Source organism: Pseudomonas sp. 21, assembly GCF_000955805.1.
In the GTDB taxonomy this organism is placed as follows: domain Bacteria; phylum Pseudomonadota; class Gammaproteobacteria; order Pseudomonadales; family Pseudomonadaceae; genus Pseudomonas.
Window position 1 is genome coordinate 316,515 of record NZ_JYOA01000003.1, and the last position, 20,604, is coordinate 337,118.

General features: G+C 67.3%; 17 protein-coding genes and 1 riboswitch. Of the genes, 3 read left to right on the plus strand and 14 right to left on the minus strand.

Going from position 1 to position 20,604, the window contains the following annotated elements; translation table 11 throughout:
* Window positions 1-2,874 carry an HD domain-containing phosphohydrolase gene (locus tag UB43_RS07060; RefSeq protein WP_045209726.1) on the plus strand — a complete coding sequence of 958 codons (2,874 nt, stop codon included), beginning with the start codon at window positions 1-3 and terminating at the stop codon, window positions 2,872-2,874.
* 69 nt (window positions 2,875-2,943) lie between these two features.
* Here UB43_RS07060 and UB43_RS07065 read toward each other — a convergent pair whose 3' ends face one another.
* The 13 genes from UB43_RS07065 to UB43_RS07125 all read right to left on the minus strand — a co-directional run bounded on the left by UB43_RS07065 (window position 2,944) and on the right by UB43_RS07125 (window position 18,638).
* Window positions 2,944-3,690, minus strand: coding sequence for a murein L,D-transpeptidase catalytic domain family protein (locus UB43_RS07065; protein ID WP_045209727.1), 747 nt, complete (start codon window positions 3,688-3,690; stop codon window positions 2,944-2,946).
* Between the two features lie 377 nt (window positions 3,691-4,067).
* Window positions 4,068-5,120, minus strand: a complete 1,053-nt coding sequence (locus UB43_RS07070) for a L,D-transpeptidase (protein ID WP_045209728.1) — start codon at window positions 5,118-5,120, stop codon at window positions 4,068-4,070.
* A gap of 207 nt (window positions 5,121-5,327) precedes the next feature.
* Entirely contained in the window at window positions 5,328-6,023 is a 696-nt protein-coding gene (locus UB43_RS07075) for a pseudouridine synthase (protein ID WP_045209729.1), read from the minus strand.
* Window positions 6,023-6,238 carry a cysteine-rich CWC family protein gene (locus UB43_RS07080; RefSeq protein ID WP_045209730.1) on the minus strand — a complete coding sequence of 72 codons (216 nt, stop codon included), beginning with the start codon at window positions 6,236-6,238 and terminating at the stop codon, window positions 6,023-6,025. Before UB43_RS07080 ends, UB43_RS07075 begins: the two co-directional genes overlap by 1 nt.
* Window positions 6,239-6,336: 98 nt before the next feature.
* Entirely contained in the window at window positions 6,337-7,170 is an 834-nt protein-coding gene (locus tag UB43_RS07085; protein ID WP_045209731.1) for a DUF4824 family protein, read from the minus strand.
* The gene (locus UB43_RS07090) at window positions 7,167-8,243 is read right to left on the minus strand and encodes a DUF2157 domain-containing protein (RefSeq protein WP_045209732.1); all 1,077 of its coding nucleotides are present in this window, start codon (window positions 8,241-8,243) and stop codon (window positions 7,167-7,169) included. The genes UB43_RS07085 and UB43_RS07090 overlap by 4 nt, the downstream gene beginning before the upstream one ends.
* Before the next feature lie 255 nt (window positions 8,244-8,498).
* Window positions 8,499-10,307, minus strand: a complete 1,809-nt coding sequence (gene atzF / locus UB43_RS07095; protein WP_045209733.1) for an allophanate hydrolase — start codon at window positions 10,305-10,307, stop codon at window positions 8,499-8,501.
* A 205-nt stretch (window positions 10,308-10,512) separates the two neighbouring features.
* On the minus strand, window positions 10,513-14,193 hold the full coding sequence (gene uca / locus UB43_RS07100; RefSeq protein ID WP_045209734.1) for an urea carboxylase: 3,681 nt from the start codon (window positions 14,191-14,193) through the stop codon (window positions 10,513-10,515).
* Window positions 14,194-14,456: 263 nt separating this feature from the next.
* Window positions 14,457-15,092, minus strand: a complete 636-nt coding sequence (locus UB43_RS07105) for an urea amidolyase associated protein UAAP2 (RefSeq protein ID WP_045209735.1) — start codon at window positions 15,090-15,092, stop codon at window positions 14,457-14,459.
* An 11-nt stretch (window positions 15,093-15,103) separates the two neighbouring features.
* Entirely contained in the window at window positions 15,104-15,823 is a 720-nt protein-coding gene (locus UB43_RS07110; RefSeq protein ID WP_045209736.1) for an urea amidolyase associated protein UAAP1, read from the minus strand.
* Between the two features lie 10 nt (window positions 15,824-15,833).
* On the minus strand, window positions 15,834-16,640 hold the full coding sequence (locus UB43_RS07115; RefSeq protein WP_045209737.1) for an ABC transporter ATP-binding protein: 807 nt from the start codon (window positions 16,638-16,640) through the stop codon (window positions 15,834-15,836).
* Window positions 16,637-17,452: an ABC transporter permease gene (locus UB43_RS07120; RefSeq protein ID WP_045209738.1), complete on the minus strand. Its 816-nt coding sequence runs from the start codon at window positions 17,450-17,452 to the stop codon at window positions 16,637-16,639. The genes UB43_RS07115 and UB43_RS07120 overlap by 4 nt, the downstream gene beginning before the upstream one ends.
* Before the next feature lie 121 nt (window positions 17,453-17,573).
* Window positions 17,574-18,638, minus strand: a complete 1,065-nt coding sequence (locus tag UB43_RS07125; RefSeq protein WP_045209739.1) for a putative urea ABC transporter substrate-binding protein — start codon at window positions 18,636-18,638, stop codon at window positions 17,574-17,576.
* A gap of 57 nt (window positions 18,639-18,695) precedes the next feature.
* Window positions 18,696-18,794, minus strand: a riboswitch (guanidine-I (ykkC/yxkD leader).
* 267 nt (window positions 18,795-19,061) lie between these two features.
* Here UB43_RS07125 and UB43_RS07130 point away from each other — a divergent pair.
* On the plus strand, window positions 19,062-19,319 hold the full coding sequence (locus tag UB43_RS07130; RefSeq protein WP_045209740.1) for a DUF1145 domain-containing protein: 258 nt from the start codon (window positions 19,062-19,064) through the stop codon (window positions 19,317-19,319).
* Window positions 19,320-19,442: 123 nt separating this feature from the next.
* Window positions 19,443-19,610: a hypothetical protein gene (locus UB43_RS29540; protein ID WP_156160365.1), complete on the plus strand. Its 168-nt coding sequence runs from the start codon at window positions 19,443-19,445 to the stop codon at window positions 19,608-19,610.
* A gap of 3 nt (window positions 19,611-19,613) precedes the next feature.
* Here UB43_RS29540 and UB43_RS07135 read toward each other — a convergent pair whose 3' ends face one another.
* Window positions 19,614-20,525, minus strand: a complete 912-nt coding sequence (locus tag UB43_RS07135) for a LysR family transcriptional regulator (RefSeq protein WP_045209741.1) — start codon at window positions 20,523-20,525, stop codon at window positions 19,614-19,616.
* Between the last annotated feature and the right edge of the window lie 79 nt (window positions 20,526-20,604).

Below are 20,604 nucleotides of genomic sequence, written 5' to 3' on the forward strand. Positions count from 1 at the left end.
ATGAAGGCATTCGAACGGGGTATTCCGCTGCAACTGCTGGTGGCCGGGGCCATCATCGCCAGCATGCTGGTGCTGGCGGGGGCGTTGCTGATCCAGGGATACCGTGGTGTGGAAGGCGCGCTGGTGACGGCGGCCGGGGAATCGGCCAGCCAATTGGGCGCCACCATCAACGAGCGTATCCGCCGCCTGATCGATCCGGCGGAAAGCGCGCTGCGCCTGCTGACCCACGACCCCATCTCGCAGACCGACAACCTGCCGGCGCGCCTCGACCGCCTGCCGATGCTGGTGGAGAACCTGCGCGCCAATCGCACCCTGAGCGCGGTGTACATCGGCTACCCGAACGGTGAGTTTCTGCTGATCCGCGCGCTGCGGGTGCCGGAGGTACGCCGTACGTTGCAGGCGCCGGACGCGGCCAAGTACCTGGTGCAGAGCCAGACCCTCAACGGCCAGGGCGGGCTGCTCGGCGAGTGGCGTTTCTACGACAGCGAGCTGCGCCTGCTGCGCGTGCAGGAACGCCCCGACTACACCTACGACCCTCGGCAGCGCCCCTGGTACAACGAGGCGCGGCTCACCAGCAAGACGGTGCTGACCCAGCCCTATGTGTTCTTCACCACCCGCGAGATCGGCCTGACCCTGGCTCACCGCAGCGTCGACGGCGCCGCGGTGATCGGCATGGACGCCTCGGTCAATGACCTGGGCGGCGAGATGGGCGACCTGCGCCAGACCGCTCATACCGAGCTGGCGGTGGTGGACGGCAAGGGCACGGTGATCGCCTATCCGGACCTGTCCAGGCTGATGGTCCACGAGGGCAAGGAACTGCGCCTGGCCACGCTGGCCGAGCTGAAGGTACCGGCGCTGAGCGAACTCAGCGCCGAGAAGGTGCCTTCCGGGACTCCCCAGTCCTACCGGGTCAATGGCGAGGATTGGTACGGCATCTGGGTGCCGCTGTCGAATTTCACCAGCAACGAGGTGAAGGTACTGATCGCCATTCCGGCCGTGGAGCTGCTGGCCGGGGCGCGGCAACTGCTGTTCAACCAGGCGCTGTGGAGCGGCACGCTGCTGCTCGTCCTGCTGCTGATCGGCTGGTACATCGGCCGGCGCATCGCCCGCCCGCTGACCGCGCTGGCCGACCAGGTCGGCGCTCTGGCGGCCTTCGACTTCGCCCGGCCAGTCGGCGTGGAGTCGAAGATCGCCGAGGTTCGCGACCTGAGTAGCGTGATGGGCAGCATGTCGCGCACCATTCACAACTTCCAGGCAATCACCCTGACCCTGAGCCGCGAGACCCGCCTGGAGAGCATGCTCGAAGGCGTGCTGTCACGCCTGGTCGAAGCCACCGGCGTGATGGGTGGCGCGGTCTACCTGCTGGACGACGATGAGTGCCGTCTGCGGCTGGCCTGCTCGGTGAATGGTGAGCAGTACCCGCAGTCCATGCTGATCGAGGGCTTCACCGAGGCGGAGCTGGCCGAGCGGGTGGACCTGGCCCTGGCCAATCGCGGCCAGTACCTGGAGGTTTCCCTGCGCAACCGTTCGGACGAGCTGCTCGGCATCCTGGTCCTGCAACTGGCCCAGGAAGGCGTACACAGCCGCCAGCCGCGCAAACCGTTCAAGCGCTTCGTCGAGGAACTCTCCGGTGCCGCCGCCGTGGCCATCGAGACCCGCCAACTGATCGAAGCCCAGCAGCGGTTGCTGGACGCGATCATCAAGCTGCTGGCTGACGCCATCGACGCCAAGAGCCCCTACACCGGGGGCCACTGCGAGCGCGTGCCGCAACTGGCCGACCTGCTGCTGCAGAAGGTCATCGACTCGCACGATGGCGAGTACGCCGGCTTCACCATGAGCGATGCGGAGCGCTACGAGTTCCAGATCGCCGCCTGGCTGCACGACTGCGGCAAGATCACCAGCCCCGAATACGTGGTGGACAAGGCGACCAAGCTGGAGACCCTGTACAACCGCCTGCACGAAGTGCGCACGCGCTTCGAGGTGATCTGGCGCGATATCGAACTGGACTACTGGCGCGGCATCGCCGAGGGCAGCGACATCGGCCTGCTCGCCGCCCGCCGCGACGCGCTGCACGAGTCACTGCGCGATGACTATGCCTTCGTCGCCCAGGCCAACGTCGGCGGCGAATTCATGAAGGACGAGGACATCGAACGCCTCAAGCAGATCGGCGAGCGCCGCTGGTTGCGCTTTTTCGACGACCGCCTGGGTATCTCCCACGACGAGGCCGAGCGCCTGCAGGGCCGGCCGGCACAGCCGCTGCCGGCGGAGGAATTCCTCCTCGCCGACAAGGCCGAGCACCGTGTGATGTGGGGCGAGCGCAAACCACCGGTGACGAAGGACGACCCGCGCAATATCTGGGGCTTCGACATGCGCCTGCCGCCCTACGCCAGCAACTATGGCGAGCTGTACAACCTGGGCATCCGCCGCGGCACGCTGAACGACGAGGAGCGCTTCAAGATCAACGAGCACATCGTGCAGACCCTGATGATGCTCACCACCCTGCCACTGCCGCGCAACCTGCGCCGTGTGCCGACCATCGCGGCCAACCACCACGAGAAGATGGACGGCACCGGCTACCCGCGCAAACTCTCCCGCGAACAGATGAGCATCCCGGAACGGGTGATGGCGATCGCCGACATCTTCGAGGCGCTGACCGCCGCCGACCGCCCGTACAAGGCGCCGAAGACACTCTCCGAGTCGCTGAAGATCCTTGCCTTCATGGCCCGCGACCAGCACATCGACTCCGATCTGTTCCGCTTGTTCATCAGCCAGGGCGTGTACAAGGAATACGGCGACCGCTTCCTCAATCCCGAACAGATGGACGCCGTGGACGTGCGCGCGATCCTGGAAATCCTCAATGGGGTGAAGGCCTAGCCGCACCTCGCGATCCCCCGAAACGCAAACCGCCGGCATCAGCCGGCGGTTTGCGTTTGCGGGTTGAGATCAGCGCTTGGCGAGGTTGGTGGCGTAGCGGTTGATCTGCGGGTTCCTGGCCACGGTGCAGCTTTGCCCGGCGAGGAACTGCGAGGTCTTCAGGTACTGCTGCTGCGGGTAGTAGGCGAATACGTAGCTGCCGTTCTTCACCGTGTCGATCAGCTGCTGCGCCACCTGCGGGCGCACGGCCGGGCAACCCAGGCTGCGGCCGAGGCGACCGAGACCGGAGACGACCTTGGGGTCGGCGTAGGCGGCGGCGTGCATGACGATGGCGCGCTCTTCGCTGTTGTCGTTGAAGCCCGGCTCCAGGCCCAGCAGGCGCAGGGATCGACCGTGCTTGCCGCTGTAGGTCTGGCCGGTCTGGTAGAGGCCGATGGAGGACTGGTTGCTCTCCGGGCGGTTGGAGAAGGAGGTGGCCATGTCCTCGCCACTCTTCTTGCCGTGGGCGACCCACTCTTCGAAGAGCAACTTGCGCTGCTTCAGGTCGAAGACCCAGAGGCGCTTGTCGCGGGATGGCTTGGAGTAGTCGATCACCGTCAGCAGGCGGTTCTGGCCGCCCAACTGGGTGCTGGCGCATTGCAGCGCGCTGAGCGCCAGGCGCAGGGTCTCGGTGTTGGTTGCCGGCGCGAGGCGGTGCAGTTCCTCGGCGGTGGGCAGGGCGGCAGCGGACACGGCCTGCCAGCTACCGATCGCGAAGAGCGCGGTACTGGCGAGCGAAATCCGGAAGAACCCCCGTAACTTCAAAAAAGTCAGCATGAATACAACATTCCCGTTGAATCGATATGGTTTTTTCTGGGAAACGCCGCATTGTGCGCGATTTTTGACCAGTGATGTGGCTGTTTTTTAATCAAGTATGGTTCCGCCCGTCGGTAATTACGAACTTTGCAGCGCGATAAAATGCCGCGAGACGGTGAGTTTCCTTGCGCAGAGGCGACAGGGAACTCACCCCGGACAGGCACCTTGACTCCTTGTGTTTCGAGATTCTTCGGCTGCTTGCACGGCTGGCTTGAGGCGGTCTGTCCGTTGGCGAGTGCTGGCAGTTTGAAGGGCGCGGGGGAGGGGCGGTGCAGTGGAATGATGAAGATGCTGTAGGGGAAATCCGGAGCGCCCGGGCGTCGCTCCGGCCCATGGCGTTACTGCACGCTCTGGTTATTGACCGGCTTCTGCTCGGCCTTGCGGTCGTTGGTGGTGATCACGGTGAAGTCCGGGTTGCTGCGCATGTCGCGGGTGGATGGCAGGTCGGTGATCACCAGGGTGCTGCCCACGTCCATGCTGGCCAGCAGGTTGCGCAGGAACTCGCGGTCGAGGCTGAACTTGCCCAGTTGCTCGGCGGGTGAGAGGCCGCGCTGTGGATCGCTGACCTGCACACTGGTCCAGCGCAGGTTCGGGCTCTCGCTGTCGATCTCGGCCTGGGAGGGTTTCTCCATCAGGGAGAAGGCGGCGACACCGGTCTTTTCCTCCGGGTGCTCGAAGGCCACGGGCGCGGTGCCGATCTGCAGGCCGCCACGGTAGACGTAGAGGCGGCGGTCGGCACGGCTTACCAGTACGGAGACCGGGCCCTTCTCCGCACCCGGGTCGCTCCAGAACGGTACCACCATGCCGCTGTCGTCATGCGGGCCGGCGGCGCGGCCGTCGCTGACGATAGGCGCGAGCAGGCCGGGGTGGTAGACCTCCACCGGCGAGCTCTTGGCGTCGGAGATGATCACGGTGGTCGAGGTGAAACCGGTGACTTCGTAGAGCTTCTTGGCGAAGGCCATGGGCAGGCGGATGCAGCCGTGGGAGGCCGGGTAGCCGGGCAGGTTGCCGGCGTGCAGGGCGATGCCGTCCCAGGTCAGGCGCTGCATGTAGGGCATGGGCGCGCTGTTGTAGAGGTCGGAGTGGTATTCGACCTTCTTCTGCAGGATGGAGAACACGCCGGTGGGGGTTTCCTTGCCTTTCTTGCCGGTGCTCACCGTGGCCACGCCGATGGCGATGCCGTTGCGGTACACGTAGGCGCGCTGCTCGGTGAGGCTGACCACCAGGGTGACCGGGCCCGCCGGGGAGATTTCCGGGTACCAGAGAAACTGGCCGGGCTTGAGTGTCTTCAGCGCGGCCTGCAGGTCCGAAAGCGGCGAGGGCTTGCCCGGATTGGCAAAGGCGACGCTGGCGCTCAGGGCGATCAGCAGGGCAACCGACAGTTTCTTCATTACCTTTCCTTGGATCGCGGGCATGGCTGGGAGATTAGCCAAGCGGTGGCGAAGGCTGCAAACCGCCGGGCTGAACGGTCTGCGTAGGACTCTTCGGAATGTTGCGCGGGGCGCGGTATGTAGGAGCGAGCTTGCTCGCGAACCGCCCGGACGCCGTGCTCGCCGGCAAGATTGTTCGCGAGCAAGCTCGCTCCTGCAAAGGGCGGCTCAGCCCAGGTCGGCGATTTCCTGCGCGGTCAGCGTACGGTATTCGCCCGGTTGCAGGGCCGGGTCGAGCTGCAGGCTGCCCATGCTCTCGCGGTGCAGGCGGGTCACCTTGTTCTGGAAGTGGCCGAACATGCGCTTCACCTGGTGGTAGCGGCCTTCGTGGAGGGTCAGGCGCGCGGCATGGGTATCGAGGATTTCCAGCTGGGCGGGCAGGGTGGTGAGGTCTTCGAAGGCGAAGTACAGGCCCTGTTCGAAGGTCGCGATGTAGCGTTCCTCGATCGGGTCTTCGGTCTCGACGTAGTAGACCTTGGGCAGCTTGCGCCCCGGCAGCGTCATGCGTCGCGACCATTGCCCGTCGTTGGTGATCAGCAGCAGGCCGGTGGTGTTGTAGTCCAGGCGGCCGCCGATGTGCAGCTCGTGCTTGTCCGGCTCGTCCAGTAGGTCGAGCACGGTGCGGTGCTCGGCGTCGCGGGTGGCGCTGACGCAGCCGGCGGGTTTGTGCAGCATGAAGTAGCGCGCCGGCTTGCCGGCCTGCAGCAGGTCATCGTCCAGCTCCACGCGGGAGAACTCGCGCACCTCGTGGCGTCCGTCGCGTACCACCTGGCCATCGACTCGCAGGCGGCCCTCGGCAAGCAGCTGGCGGGCCTGCTGGCGGTTCAGGTGGGGCAGGTTGGCAATGAAGCGGTCCAGGCGCATCAGGCGTTCCCGGAGTCCTTCAGCCCTGCTGCGCAGCGCGGGCACAGGCAGGCGCGGTCGATCAGCTCTGGCGGGATGCGCTCCAGTGCCTCGCGGTCGATGGGCGTGCTGAAGCACCAGCAACTCTGGCCCAGCAGCGCCGGATCGGCCTGGGTGCAGCGGTTGGATTGGCCGCAGAGCGGGCAGCGGCTGGGATCGGGAGTGGCGTCGTTCATGGCCGGTCAGGGCAGGAAATGGCGGTGAGGCGGACGCACAGGGTGCAGCGCCGACCCGTATCGCGCAAGCGGATTCGGATCGGCGCGGCGGGGGCCGGTCAGGGGATTTCGATGCGCTCGATCCAGGGCTCCAGGCGACGGCCGAAGACGACGTCGGCGACGAAGGGCTGGGGCAGGCCTTCCGCGGTCCGGTGGGACTGCTGCGTGATCTCGTCCAGGCGTTCGCGCCACTGGTAGGGCACGTTGATGCTGTCGGAGCCGATGTCGCTGGCGGTGCCGCCCAGCGTCCAGATGTGCTGGTAGTAATTGGAGATGGGGCGCACGCGGCCATGAATGATCAGGTAGCGCTGGCGGTCGGGATACTGGCTGCGCAGGGCCTGGAGATCCAGGCCAACGTCCTTGAGCAGCAGGCGCGTGTCGGTCTTCTCCTCGCTGTCCAGCTCGCGGCGGATGAAGTCGCGCTCGTCCGCCAGGCGCGCGTTCTGCGGCGCGGCGTCGGCGGCCTGGCGAGCCTGGTCGAGGCGCTTGCGCGTCAGCTGTACTTCGCGCTCGTACAGCGGGCCGGCCAGTTCCAGTACCAGCAGGGCGTTGCGCGATTGCTGGCGGCCGAAGTGCCGGGCGCTGTCGTCGTCCACCTGAGCGGGCATGCTGAAGCCCAGGCTGGCCATCTTCTGCCCGTCGATGGCCGGCAGCCAGCCACGGTTGTGCCGGGTGCCTTCATCACGCGTGGGGGTGCGCCAGCGCAGGCGCAGGCTCAGGCCGCTGTTTTCGTTGTGCCAGGTGTTGTTGCGGATCAGCTCGCGCTGGTTGAGGGGCAGTCTGCTGTCGGGCTCGGCCGAACGGTTCCAGGCGACGCCGCCCAGGGCCACGGCGTTGACCAGCAGGATCAGGCCGACGCCGCCGGCCAGGGCATGGGTGCGCGTCCAGTTCATGACGACGTCCCTCCCAGCAGGCCATGGGCACGGCGCAGGCGCCGCAGTACCAGCAGGATCAGCACGGCGCACAGGCCCAGCACGAGGAAGAACAGGTACTTGGGCATGACCTCCCACCACCAGTCGAAGAACTTGGTGTAGAGGAAGATCACGAAGAAGGTCAGCCCGGTGTTCACCACTTCCGGCCATTCGCGACGCGCACCCAGCCAGATGACCAGCGCCGAGGCAATGAAACCGAGCACCTGGTAGAGGTTCTCCACCGTGGTGATGCTCAGCGGCAGGTAGCTGCTGCCGCCCCAGTTGGCCAGCACCAGCATCGGCAGGAACAGCCCGAGCAGGCCGAATATCCGGTAGATCGCGGCGAAGCCGTCGAAGCGGTTCTGCGCGATGAACGAGGGGATGAGGAAGATCAGCAGCGCAGCGGGGAAGAAGTTCTCCGGGCGCTCGCCCACATCCAGCCAGTAGACGCCGCTCCAGGTACCGACCCGCGCGGCGACGTAGCCCATCACGCAGATCAGCGCGGCGGCCAGCAGCAGGCGGGTGTTGCAGGTGTAGGCGAGCAGCAGGGCATAGGCGGCCCAGGGCAGAAGGGCCTTGTCCGAGGGCGTGATGTTGAAGATCTGCCCGACCATGACGACGTTCAGCACCAGGCAGGCGAAGGCCAGCATGGCGCCGAGCTTGGCGAAGTAGCCGGAGGCGTCGCGGCGTTGCAGGAAGAGCGTCAGCAGCAGGCTGACCACGGCAGCGGCGATGAGGGTGAGCACCTGGGCGGTTTCCGCGAACAGGCCCCAGAATTGGTAGAACAGGAAGAACAGGCTGGCGGCCAGCGCCAGCGCGCCAAGGAAGGACGCGATGCGCATGCTCAGGGAGAGACGGTGGTCCTGGCTGTCGCGGTCGATGTCGAAGCGCGCGCGGTAGTCGGCGAGCAGGCGTTGCTGGTGGTCGTGCAGGCGGTCGCGCTGGGTGGTGTCGAGGACGAGAGCACCCTCGTCGTGCAGGCGGCGCAGCTCGCGGTCGAAGGCCAGGATATCGTCGACGCGGTGCTGCGCCTGCTGGTGGCTGAGGTCGGGCATGACCGGTCCTTGCGGCGGGTGATACCTCGACTCTAGCTGGTGGCGTGAAAGGGTTCCATGGGGTTGCAGATAACCATTTGTGCGTGGGCGGGCCATCGCGGACGGAGTCCGCTCCCACGCGATGCCCGCCATCTGCGCCCACACACCCGTGATGCCGCTGTACTTGTAGGAGCGAGCTTGCTCGCGAACAGCCTCCGCAGCGGGGCGTATTCGCGAGCAAGGACTGGGCGTTCCCCTCGCTCCTGCAAAAATCACTCAGCGGCGGCTCTGCAGCCACGCCCGCCAACCGCCGAAGCGGCTGATGTCCTCGGCGCCGTCCAGGCCCCAGGCGTCGCAGATGAAGCCGGTCTCCCAGCTGCCATCCTCCAGCTGCACCTTGCCCAGCCCCAGCGGCGCCGGGATGCCGGTGAGGAAGGAGCCCAGCTCGGCGCTGGGCAGCTCCCAGACTTCCACTTCGATGGCCACGCCGCCGTCGGCCACACGCAGCATGCCGGGGCGCAGCGGTGGGCCGCCGGCGAGGGCGTAGAGCTTGTAAGCCGGGGCGCTTCGGGTGGCACGCAGCAGGCGCGCGCTGCGCTGGCGCAGTTGCCAGTTCAGCGCCAGGCCGTCGAGGTGCGCGCCACACACGACCAGGCGAGCGCGGTCGTTGCGCGCGGCGTTGGCGGAGGAGGCCGGGGCGATGGCGTTGCCACCGGTGAGCGGCAGGTTGTGCTGGCGCTGCAGCGCATCGGCCACGCCGAGCAGATACTGGTCGGTGAAGGCGCGGCCGAACAGGGTCACGCCCCAGGGCAGGCCGTTGCCCATGATCGCGCTGGGCACGGCGACGGCGGCGTAGTCCAGCAGGTTCATGAAGTTGGTGTAGTAGCCCAGGTCGGAATTGCGCTTCACCGGTTCGGCGTGTAACTCGTCCAGCGTCACCGGGCGGCCGATGGTGGGCGTCAGTACGCAGTCGAGGTTGGCGAGGATCGCGTCGCATTGTGCCTTGAGCTCCTGCAGCCGGTACTGCGCGCGGAACGCCTGCACGGCGGTGGCGCCGGGAGCTTTCGCCAGCACGTCGCGGATCACTGGCAGCACGGCTTGCGGGTCGCGCTCGATCAGCTCGCCGGCCACGCTGTAGCGTTCGGCGACCCACGGACCTTCATAGAGCAGGCGCGCGGCTTCGAGGAAGGGCGCGAAGTCGATCTCCCGAGCCTCGCCGCCCAGCGCCTTGAGCTGGTCGAGGGCATCGGTGAACAGCACCGGGCCTTCGTGGCAGCCGAAGAACTCCAGCTGGTCGGCGCGCGGCACGCCGAAGCGGAACGGCCTGGGTGCACCGAAGGCGCTGGCGTCGTTCCAGGCGGGATTGGCGCGGCTGTAGCCGTCCCGTGGATCGAGCTTTGCCGTGAGAGCGAGCAGCTCGCTGGCCTCGGCGGCACTGGCGGTGAAGTAGGTGATGCAGTCCAGGGTGCGGCAGGCCGGTACCAGGCCCTGGTTGGACAGCAGCCCCTTGCTCGGTTTCAGCCCGAGCAGGCCGTTGAGCGCCGCCGGCACGCGACCGGAGCCGGCGGTGTCGGTACCCAGGGCGAAGCTCGCCACGCCCAGCGCCACGGCCAGCGAGGAACCGGCGCTGGAGCCGCCCGACGGGTACTCGGGCAGCACGCTGTTGCGGCATTCGCCATAGGGCGAGCGGGTGCCGTTGAGGCCGGTGGCGAACTGGTCGAGGTTGGTCTTGCCCAGCGGGATGGCGCCCAGGTCGATCAGTTGCTGCACCAGCGTCGCGGAAGATTCCGGTGTGTAGGCGAAGGCCGGGCAGGCGGCGGTGGTGGGGATGCCGGCAAGGTCGATGTTGTCCTTGATGGCGAAGGGAATGCCGTAGAGCGGCAGGCTGTCCGGCGATTTCTCATCCAGCGAGGCGAGGTACGGCTCCAGCTCTTCCAGGCTCAGCAGGTGGATGAACAGGTGGTAGTCCGGGTTCAGCGCGGCGGCCTTGTTGCGCAGTTCGGCGATCAGCTGGCGCGGGGTGGCACGGCCCTCGCGGTAGGCGGTGCGCAGGGTGGTGAGGCGGAGGTCGAAGGTGGTGGGCATGGTTGGGGTTCCTGTGCTGGGCGGCTACCCTCTCCCCGGCCCTCTCCCTGAAGGGAGAGGGGGAAGAGCAGTCCGCCGTAGTGTCGAGTTCAATCCACAGGCAGGGCTGTGGATTCAGGATGAATCGGATATTTCGCCCTGCTCGGAACGGCCCCCTCTCCCGCTTGCGGGAGAGGGTTGGGGAGAGGGCGCTTTTCAGGTCGCGTCACGCCTCCTCCATCACCACCACCCTCTGCCCGGCGCGCACCGGCGAACCCGGCTGCACGCGAACCTCGCGCACCACGCCGTCGCGTGGGGCGGTGAGGGGGATTTCCATCTTCATGGATTCGAGGATCACCAGGATGTCGCCGGCCTTCACGCTGGCGCCGGCTTCCACCTGCACCTGCCAGAGGTTGCCGGCGATGTGGCTTTCGACGGCGTGCTGGCCGGCACCGAGCGGAGCTTCCTCGCCGGTGTCGATGGCGGCTTCCTCGCTCTCGAAGTGGGCCTGGCCGGAGGCGATCCAGCGCTGGCGCTCGGCATCGAAGGCGGCGCGCTGGTGGACGCGGAACGCAGCGATGCTGTCGGCTTCCTCGGCGAGGAAGGCCTGGTAGTCCGCCAGGCGCAGTTCGCTTTCCTCGATGCGCAGCGGATAGCGGCCCAGCGGGAAGTCGCGGCGGATGCGCAGCAGTTCGTCCGCCGAGACCGGGTAGAAGCGGATCTGGTCGAAGAAGCGCAGCAGCCAGGGTTTGCCGTCGAATGCGGCGACTTCGCGGTAGCGGTTCCACATCTGCAGGGTGCGGCCGACGAACTGGTAGCCGCCGGGGCCCTCCATGCCGTAGACGCACATGTAGGCGCCGCCGATGCCCACGGAGTTCTCCGCGGTCCAGGTGCGCGCCGGGTTGTACTTGGTGGTCACCAGGCGGTGGCGCGGGTCCAGCGGCGTGGCCACGGGCGCGCCGAGGTAGACGTCGCCCAGGCCCATGACCAGGTAGCTGGCTTCGAACACGGTGCGGTACACCGCTTCCAGGTCCGGCAGCTCGTTGATGCGGCGGATGAACTCCAGGTTGCTCGGGCACCAGGGCGCGTCCTTGCGCACGGTGGTCATGTATTTCTCGATGGCCAGCTGGCAGGCCGGATCGTCCCAGGACAGCGGCAGGTGGACGATGCGCGACGGCACCTTGAGGTCCTGCGCGGCGCACACGGCGTCCCAGAGTCCGGCGACGGTTGCCAGCAGGCTTTGCAGCGGCAGGGTTTCCGGCTGGTAATGAACCTGCAGCGAGCGGATGCCGGGCGTGAGGTCGATCACGCCGTCGAGGTGCTTGGCTTCCAGCGCCTGCATCAGGGCATGGGCGCGGAAGCGCAGGACCAGGTCCAGCTCGGGCTGGCCGATTTCCAGCAGCAGGTGAGTGTCGCCGGAGAGGCGCGCAACCAGGCGGGTGTCGTCCTGGCCGAGGTCGAGGACGATGGGGGAGGTGAGCGCTTGCGCTTTTGTAGGAGCGAGCTTGCTCGCGAACGCATTCTGCCGGTGGTCCAGGAGTTGTGCAGGTTCGCGAGCAAGGGCTGGGGCGCCCCCCTCGATCCTACAAAGAGAAAGAGCACGGTATTCGGCGGTTTGGGAGCGGCTCAGCGAGCGGGCGGCGGCGATATCCACCGGCAGGAAGCGCACCTTGTCCCCCGCCTTGAGCTGGCCAAGTTGCCAGAGGTCGGCCTCGATCACCGTCACCGGGCAGACGAAGCCGCCCAGGCTCGGGCCGTCCGGGCCGAGGATCACCGGCATGTCGCCGGTGAAGTCCACGGCGCCGATGGCGTAGGGGTTGTCGTGGATGTTCGACGGGTGCAGGCCGGCCTCGCCGCCGCTCTCGCGCACCCATTCCGGTTTCGGGCCGATCAGGCGGACGCCGGTACGGCTGGAGTTGAAGTGCACTTCCCAGTCGGTGGCGAAGAAGGTCTCGATGTAGGCCGGGGTGAAGTATTCCGGTGCGCCGTGGGGGCCGTAGATCACGCGGATGCTGCGCACGGCCGGGAGGTCGGTGCGCAGCTCAACCGGCAGGCTTTCACCGTGGCGCGCGTCTGCCAGCGCGTCGAGGTGCAGCACGTCGCCGGCGCGCAGGGCGCGGCCGCCGTGGCCGCCGAACTGGCCGAGGGTGAAGGTGCTCTTGCTGCCCAGGTAGTCCGGCACGTTCAAGCCGCCACGCAGGCACAGGTAGCTGCGCGCGCCGGCGCCACTCACGGTGCCGAGGCTGAGTGTGGCGCCGGCGGCGATGAACAGCGCGGTGTCCATCGGCTGTTCGCTGCCATCCAGGCTGATCGGCAGCGCCGCGCCGGTGACACTCACCACCGCATCGGTGTTGAAGCGCAGGGTCGGGCCGCTCATGGTGATTTCCAGCGCGGCGGCGCCTTCGGGGTTGCCCAGCAGCTGGTTGCCCAGGCGCAGCGCGCGATCATCCATCGGCCCCGATGGCGGTACGCCCACGGCCCAGTAGCCGAGGCGGCCGGGGTAATCCTGCACGCTGGTCTGGGTGCCGGCACTCAGCACTTCAAATGTGCGGGCGCGGTAGCGCAGGCTTTCCAGGCAGCGCGTCCAGGGCGAGCCGCTGGCGAAGGGCGTGTCTTTGATGATCTGCCGCAGGTAGTCGCGGTTGCATTCCACGCCGTACAGCACGCTGTCGGCCAGCGCGCGGTCGAGGCCGACACTGGCCTGTTCTCGGGTCGGTGCCCAGGCGATGAGCTTGGCGATCATCGGGTCGAAGTAGGGCGGAATCTCGCAGCCGGCCTCGACCCAGGTGTCGATGCGCAGCGCCTTGCCGTCGGCCGGCGGGAATTGCACGGCGGTGAGCAGGCCGGGACAGGGCTGGAAGTCGCGGCCCGGGTCTTCGGCATAGAGGCGCGCCTGGATGGCGTGGCCGCTGGGCTTCAACCCGGCGATGAGGTCGGCCAGCGGCGGCAGATCGCCGGCGGCCAGCTCGATCATCCAGCGCACCAGGTCGACGCCCCAGACCTGCTCGGTGACGCCGTGCTCGACCTGCAGGCGGGTGTTCACTTCGAGGAAGTAGAAGCGCTGCGCCTCGCTGTCGTAGACGAACTCCACGGTGCCGGCGCTGCGGTAGCTGACGGCTTTCGCCAACTGGATTGCCGCCGCGCAGAGGGCGTCGGCCATGCCGGCGGGCAGGTTGGGCGCCGGGGTTTCTTCCAGCACCTTCTGGTTGCGCCGCTGTACCGAGCAGTCGCGCACGCCGAGGGCGATCACTTCGCCTTGGCCATCGCCGAATACCTGCACTTCCAAGTGGCGGGCACGCTCGATGTACTTCTCGATGAACACGCCCGAGTCGCTGAAGTTGTTCTGCCCCAGGCGCTTCACTGCGTCGAAGGCGTCGCGCAGTTCGTCCGCCGAGCGGCACACGCGCATGCCGATGCCGCCACCGCCGGCGGTGCTTTTCAGCATCACCGGGTAGCCGACTTGCTCACCGGCGAGCAGCGCGGCTTCGAGGTCGGGCAGCAGGTCGGTGCCTTCGAGCATCGGCACGCCCTGTTCACGGGCCAGTGCACGGGCGGTGTGCTTGAGGCCGAACACGCGCAATTGCTCCGGCGTCGGGCCGACGAAGGCGATGCCGGCGGCTTCGCAGGCTTCGGCGAAGGCGGCGTTTTCCGAGAGGAAGCCGTAGCCGGGATGGATTGCCTGGGCGCCGCTGTCGCGGGCGGCGGCAAGGATTTTCTCCACGACCAGATAGGTGCTGGAGGCCGGGCCTTCGCCGAGGCTGATGGCCTGGGCGGCCTGCTGGAGGTGCAGGCTGGCGGCGTCGGCCTCGGAGTACACGGCGACGCCGCCCACGTTCAGTTCATTGAGCGTGCGCAGGATGCGGCAGGCGATGGCGCCGCGGTTGGCGATCAGGAGCTTGTCGAACATGAGGGCGTCCCCATGGGGTGGCGGGCCGTCCCGCCGTCATTCGGTGCGCACCACGGTCGTCCGTGGCGCAGACGTGCTCTTCGTAGGAGCGAGCTTGCTCGCGAACCTTGCTTAGCTCCGGGGCTCGGGCGAAGTCTGTTCGCGAGCAAGCTCGCTCCTACGGGTTCTCAGTGCCGGGCTGCACTGGGCGCTGCGGCTCTGGCTCAGGACGTACAGCCAGCGCCGCAGCACTTGCAGCTTTCCGCCTGCCGCTTGCAGCCGCTTCACTCCCATACCAGCAGCTCCGCCGGCGTCGGGTTCCAGCCGTTGCAGGGGTTGTTGAGCTGCGGGCAATTGGAGATCAGGACGATCACGTCCATGTGCGCGAGCAGCTCGACGTACTTGCCGGCGCCGGAGATGCCATCCTCGAAGGTCAGCCCGCCTTCGGCGGTGACCGGCACGTTCATGAAGAAGTTGATGTTGTGGCTGATGTCGGCCTTGCCCAGGCGGCCGTCGTGCAGGCTGGCGCGCAGGAAGTTGTCGCGGCAGCTGTGCATGTAGCGCTTGTCCAGGGCGTAGCGCACGGTGTTGCTCTCCTGGGCGCAGGCGCCGCCGAGGGTGTCGTGGCGGCCGCAGGTGTCGGCGACGATGCTCAGCATCGGGTTGCCGAGGTTGGAATACAGCACGCTGCCGGCGCTGAGGTAGACCTGCCCCTGCTTGCGCAGGGTGCGCTGCACGTCGTAGCGCTCGCGCGGGTTGGCGGCGCTGAAGAACAGCGTGTCCACCGCCTGGTTGCCTTCCAGGTCGAGGATGCGCAGGGTCTGTCCGGCCTTGAGCTCGGTGAGGCTGGGTTCGCCGGCCGGGATCAGGGTGCGCGAGACGCAGGCTTCGGGGTGTTTGTCGCTGGGGACGATGGGCATGCTCGCGCTCCTTACAGGTACTGGCGTTCGGTGTTGTGGAAGCCGCGGCCGTTCTCCGGGCGGGACGTACGGCAAAGCACGCTGATGCCGTCGGCGGCGACCTGCTGCCAGGTCAGGCCGATGGGCTTGGGCGCGTACTGCGGGTTCGGGTCCAGCGGGTGCTGCAGGGCGGTGAGCACCACCAGCGTGTCCATCGGTGCGTAGAGCTCGATGGAGTCGCCGGCCCTGGAGTTGCCCTGGGCGAAGCGGAAGCAGCCGTCGGCGTCGACGTCCACGCGGCTGAACAGGTTCAGGCACATCAGCAGGTCCTGCAGGCGCATGTCCCACTTGCCCATTTCCACCAGCAGGTTGTCCACGCCGTTGCGATGGAAGCCGTTGCGCAGTTCCTGGTAGCGGCCCGCGCCGTATTTCTCCTGCACTTCGGCGGCGTTCAGCACGCCGCCGAAGCTGTCGTGCCAGCCACAGCTGTCGGCGGTGATGGCGGCGAGCACGCGGCCCATGTCCGAGTACAGGCAGTGGCCGGCGGTGAGCCTGGCGGTGTGCTGGCACTTGAGGCTGTCGGGCAGGTTCAGCCGCTCGCTTTTCTCGGCGGCGTTGAACAGCAGCAGGCTGACGTTGCCGCCGCCTTCGATGTCGGTCAGGCGCAGCACCTGGCCGCGCTTGAGGACGAAGGAGGTATGGCCGCCGCCGGGGACGGTTTCTTCGTAGAGGGTGGTGCGCAATTCGTTCATGGCGGGCTCCTTAATAGGCCGGCGTGATCAGCGGGGCGGCGGCCGTTTCCAGGCGCGCGGCAAGCGGTTCGGGCAGGGCGGCGCGGGCGGCCTTGCGGTCGGCGTTGAGCGGAATGTCGTAGGTGATGCGGGCGCCGTAGGCGGTGGGTGCCTGCGGGTCATGGCGGACCTTGTCGAAGACCAGCAGGCGGGTGCCCAGGCTGAAGCCCTCGGCGAGGTCGTGGGTGACCATGAACACGGTGAGCCGGGTTTCCTGCCACAGCTCCAGCAGCAGGGCGTGCATGTCCTTGCGGATGCCGGGGTCGAGTGCGCCGAAGGGTTCGTCGAGCAGCAGCACGCGCGGCTTCATCACCAGTGCCTGGGCGATGGCCAGGCGTTGCTGCATGCCGCCGGACAGGGCGCTCGGATACTGCGTCAGCGCGTGGCCGAGGCCGACGCGTTCGAGCAGGGCGGCAGCCTGTTCGCGGGCCTCGCGCTTGGCGTTGCCGAACAGTCGGCCGAGCAACGGCGAGCGCGGCAGTTCGAGGCCGAGGGCGACGTTGTCGAGCACCGACAAGTGCGGGAACACCGAGTAGCGCTGGAACACCACGCCGCGGCTCGGGTCGGGCTCGCCCGGCAGCGGTTGGCCTTCGAGCAGCAGCTCGCCACGGCTGGGGCGCTCCTGGCCGAGCAGCAGGCGCAGGAAGGTGGACTTGCCGCAGCCGGAGGCGCCGACCAGGGTGCAGAACTCGCCTTCCTTCACCTCGAGATTCAGGCGTTCGAGCACCACGTTGCCGTCGTATTCCTGCCAGACGTTCTTCACGCTGATGAAGCTCATGCCTTGCCTCCTTCGTACCAGGGGAAGGCACGCCGGGTGAGCAGGCGCAGGCCGTAGTCCATCAGCCAGGCCAGGGCGCTGATCCACACCACGTAGGGCAGGATCACGTCCATGGCGAGGTAGCGGCGCACCAGGAAGATGCGGTAGCCCAGGCCGTCGGTGGAGGCGATGGCCTCGGCGGCGATGAGGAACAGCCAGGCCGAGCCGAGCATCAGGCGCAGGGAAATCAGCAGGCGCGGCATCAGTTGCGGCAGCACCACCCGCAGGATCAGCGTCCAGGTGCTGGCGCCCAGGGTCTGGGCCTTGATCAGCAGTTCGCGGGGGATTTCCCTTGCGCGTTGTTCGATGTCGCGGGCGATGCAGGGGGCGACGCCGATGACGATCAGCACCACCTTGGACAGTTCGCCGAGGCCGAAGACGATGAACAGCACTGGCAGGATCGCCAGCGGCGGGATCATCGACAGCACGGTGAGCAGCGGCGACAGCGGCGCGCCGAACAGCGGCACGCTGCCGGCGGCGATGCCCAGCACCAGGCCGAGCAGGGCGGCGATGCCCAGGCCCATGCCGAGACGTTGCAGGCTGGCGCCGGTGTCCTGCCAGAACAGCACTTCGCCGGTGCGCTTGTCTTCGCTGAAGGCCAGGCGGTTCACCGCGTCGGCCATCTGCGCGGCGCTGGGCAGCAGCTTGTCGTTGGGGTTCTCCGCCAGCCGCGAGGTGGAGCCCGCGAAGTAGGCGAACAGCAGCAGGGCGAAGGGCAGCAGCACGAGGAACAGGCGGCCGCTGCGGTCGGGGGTTCGGTTGATCAGGCGCATGATTCGTACCTGTTTGTCGCGGTGGGGGCTATCTGTAGGAGCGAGCTTGCTCGCGAACGACGTTTCGCTTGGCGCTAAGGCGTCATGCGGTTCGCGAGCAAGCTCGCTCCTACGAAGAGCGTCAGAGCTTGCCGTCAGCCGCCATCTGCACGTAGCTCGGATCGAAGCGCAGCTTGAGGTTCTTCGCGTCGCCGGTGGACAGCCCGCCGGCGAAGCTCATGCCCACTGCGTCGGCGCTCTTCGCGCCTTCGCCGAGCAGGCCGTGGGCGAAGGAGAAGGCTGCCACCTTGTCCATGGTCGCCGGCAGTTTCGGGCTGGTGGCGAAGGCCAGCGCTTCCTGCGGCGTGGCGAACAGCTTGGTGGTGGCGAGCTGGCCCTGGTAACCGGCGAGGTCGGTGCCCGAGGCCTTGGCCATGTGCTCCAGCGCGGCGCGGGTTTCGGCGCTGTCGCCCTGCATCAGCGCGACGGTCTCGAACCAGGCGCCGGTCAGCGCCTTGCCCAGGGCGGGGTTGTCCTTCAGGACGGCGCTGTTGACCACCATCATGTCCATGATCTCGCCGGGGATCTGGCTGGAGTTGAACACTTCGGTGGTGCCCGGCTTGGCGCGGGCTTCGGCGAGCATCGGGTTCCAGGTGGTGACGGCTTGCACGTCGTCGGTGTTGAAGGCAGCGGCGATGTCGGCGTCGGAGGTATTCACCGTCTTCACGTCCTTCTCGGTGAGACGGGCATTCTCCAGGGCGCGCGCGAGCAGGTAATGGGAGACGGAAAGCTCCACCAGGTTGACGTCCAGGCCCTTGAGGTCGGCCAGGGTCTTGCCTTCGCCCTTGAGGACGATGCCGTCGTTGCCGTTGGAGAAGTCGCTGACGATCAGCGCGGTGGAGTCGACGCCGCCGGCGGCGGGGATGGTCAGGGCGTCCATGTTGGTCATGGTGCAGCCGTCGAACTGGCCGGCGGTGTACTGGTTGATCGACTCGATGTAGTCGTTGAGCTGGGTGACCTTGATCTCGATGCCGTACTTCTTCGCCCACTTGTCGACGATGCCGTGGCTGGCCGCGTATTCCCAGGGCATCCAGCCGGCGTAGATGGTCCAGCAGAGGTTGAAGCTGTTCTTCGCGGCGGCGGAGGCCGAGAGGCTGAAGGCGGCGAGGCCGGCAGCGAACAGGGCGGTCAGAAGGGGCTTGCGCATGGAGCATCTCCAGTCGATTGTCGGGCAGGCAGGAGTCGGGCGGCACTTGTCGCTCTCGTCTCCCGGGCTTTTGTCCCGCCGTGTAACCTCGCTGGAGGTCGATGACTCTCGGACCAGTCACTCGCTTGGCGAGCCGGAACCCTAGTCATCCATTTCAAATTGTGGTGCCGCTGTCCGAGTGCTTCGGATCGTTCCTGCACGCCTGAGACAAAGCGAGCGGCGTGCCAAGTTGGCGAAAGTGCCGGGGCAGAAGGGCTACGGTGGAGTGGTGGATGTTTTTCGGTGCACGCGAGGGCATTCGCCCGCCCTCAAATGAAGCGCGACGCCGCATCCTGGTGCGCGGGGCCAGTCGAAAGGCAGGAGCGTGCGGGGCGTGCCGGGCGGCAGACTGCAGCGACCTTCACCTTCGAGGAATCCATCGCCATGTCCGAGTTGCTGAGCTTCGCCAAGGGCGCGCTGACCATGTTCTGGGTCGCCGCCGTGCTCAACCTGATCTACCCCTTCGGCGAGCTGCACCGCCCGCTGCTGTGGCTCTCCGCGATCCTGCTGGTGGTGCATGTGGGCGAGGTGCTGTTGCTGGCGCGCCGGCGCTCGGTCACGGAGAAAGTGCAGGTCCTGCTGTTCGGCGTGCTGCACCTGCAGAGCCGCAAGCTTCGCCGCCTGGAAACTGTAAACGGCTGATTTACCCAAGCTTTACCTTCGCCTGTGGCACCGCCTTCTGACAGACATGTCTGATCTTGCGAGACCGGAAGAATGTACGCCCCGCACTCCGGCAGGGCGGCCGGCTCGCTTGATGGAGGCGCCATGCGTCGTATCTTTGCTGCTGCACTGTTGTTTCTCCCGCTGGTTGGCTGCGTGATCCTTCCGCCGCCGGGGCACGGTCACGGCGGTTGGCGGGATGGTCCTCGCTATTACCAGCCGGCACCGCCGCCGGCCTACTACGGTGGCCCGCACCAGGGCTGGCGCCGTTGATCCTCACGACGCGGCGTTGAACGCCGCGTCTTCCTCCAGCAACAACTCGACAAACTGGCTGGCCGCAGGTGACAGGCTGCGGCTGGCATGGCGCACCAGGGCGTAGGCCGAGCCACGCCCCGAGGCGTCATTGCCGCCGGGCCAGGGCAGTATGGCCAGGCGGCCGGCCTCCACGTCGGTGGCCACCACATCCCAGGTGGCCAGGCAGAGCACGTCGCTGCCCTTCACCAGCTCCTTGAGCATCAACACGTCGTCACATTGCACACTCAGTGGCTGTTCGCGGCCAAGGGCGCGCACCATGCCTTCATGGGCGTCACGGGGCAGGCGCGGGCCGGCAAGCGGGAAGTCGAGCAGGCGCTCCACCGAGGGCGCGCTGCCGATCAGCGGATGCCCCGGCCGGCAGAACAGCACTCCCCGGTGCACCCGCAGCGGCAGGATGTCCAGACGGCTGTCTCCCTCCAGTTCGCGATAGTCGGCGATGAACAGTTCCAGCTCGTCGTCCAGCAGGCGCTGGTGCAGTTCGCTCCAGTTCTCGATGGAGAGCAGGATCGATACCTTCGGGTGCGCGCTGCTGTAGCGCGCGAGCACCTGTGGCATCAACCGCGCGCCGGGGAAGGGGCCGGCGCCCAGGCGCAGTTCGCCGGTTTCCAGGTCGGCCAGTTGCAGCACCGCATTCTTCAGCGCGCGATCACCGGCCAGCAGGCGGCGGGCGTGTTCAAGCACCAGCCGGCCGTGGGCGGTGAGGGTGACGCCGCGCGGGTTGCGGTCGACCAACTGGCAATTCAACTGGCCTTCCAGCGCCTGGATGCTCCGCGACAGGGCGGGTTGACTAAGATTCACCGCATCCGCGGCGCGGGCGAAGTGACCGTGCTCGGCGAGGGCGACGAAGTGGCGTAGCTGGCGAAGATCGCTCATGCGCTTCCTGCATTGATTGTGAAGTTGGAATGCATTGGAATTATTAGCGCGACGGCCGGCATAGTGCGAGCACAACTAC